This is a genomic window from Mesorhizobium sp. M0904 (assembly GCF_040319475.1).
Lineage (GTDB): Bacteria > Pseudomonadota > Alphaproteobacteria > Rhizobiales > Rhizobiaceae > Mesorhizobium.
Window position 1 is genome coordinate 1 of the sequence record NZ_JAMYOC010000064.1, and the last position, 543, is coordinate 543.

A 543-nucleotide genomic window follows, 5' to 3' on the forward strand; every position below is an offset into this window, starting at 1 on the left:
CATCGGCGGACTGACCCGCAAACGATTCACGGGGCTTCTCTGAATGAACCATCTCTCGACCTTTGAACTTCAGTTGCTGAATTCCTGTTAGGACGTGTGAGACACTTATCTGATCCATCGGACGGTTGCCGCGATGGTGACGATGGCAAGGTAGTTTCGGGCTGTCTTCGCGAATCGTGTTGCGACGCGTCGGAACTGCTTGAGCCTGGAGAGGCAACATTCGATCGGGTGACGCTGGGCATAGAGGTGCTCGTCGATCGGGTATTTGCGCCCGTGACGGGTTGTTGGGAATGACGGCGATGGCGCCCTTGTCTGCGATTTCCCGACGCAATGGATCGGCATCGTAGGCCGCATCGGCCATGACGACCTTTGCGGGCAACCCCTCGATCAAGGTGTAGGCGTGCGGGCAGTCGCCGCGTTGGCCAGCCGTCAGAATGAAGCGCACCGGCCATCCAAGGGTAAGCGGGTAGCTGATGCCGTTCAGCGATGGTAGTTCCAAGGCATGAGCGCCTCGATAGCGCTGTTTGGCCAGCCATTGGCGAT

1 pseudogene is annotated in these 543 nt (G+C 58.7%); it reads right to left on the reverse strand.

Features of this window, described 5'->3' with window-relative positions:
- Positions 1-105: 105 nt before the first annotated feature.
- A pseudogene (locus NKH80_RS30065) lies at positions 106-457 on the reverse strand (transposase); the annotation flags it as partial.
- Positions 458-543: the final 86 nt, after the last annotated feature.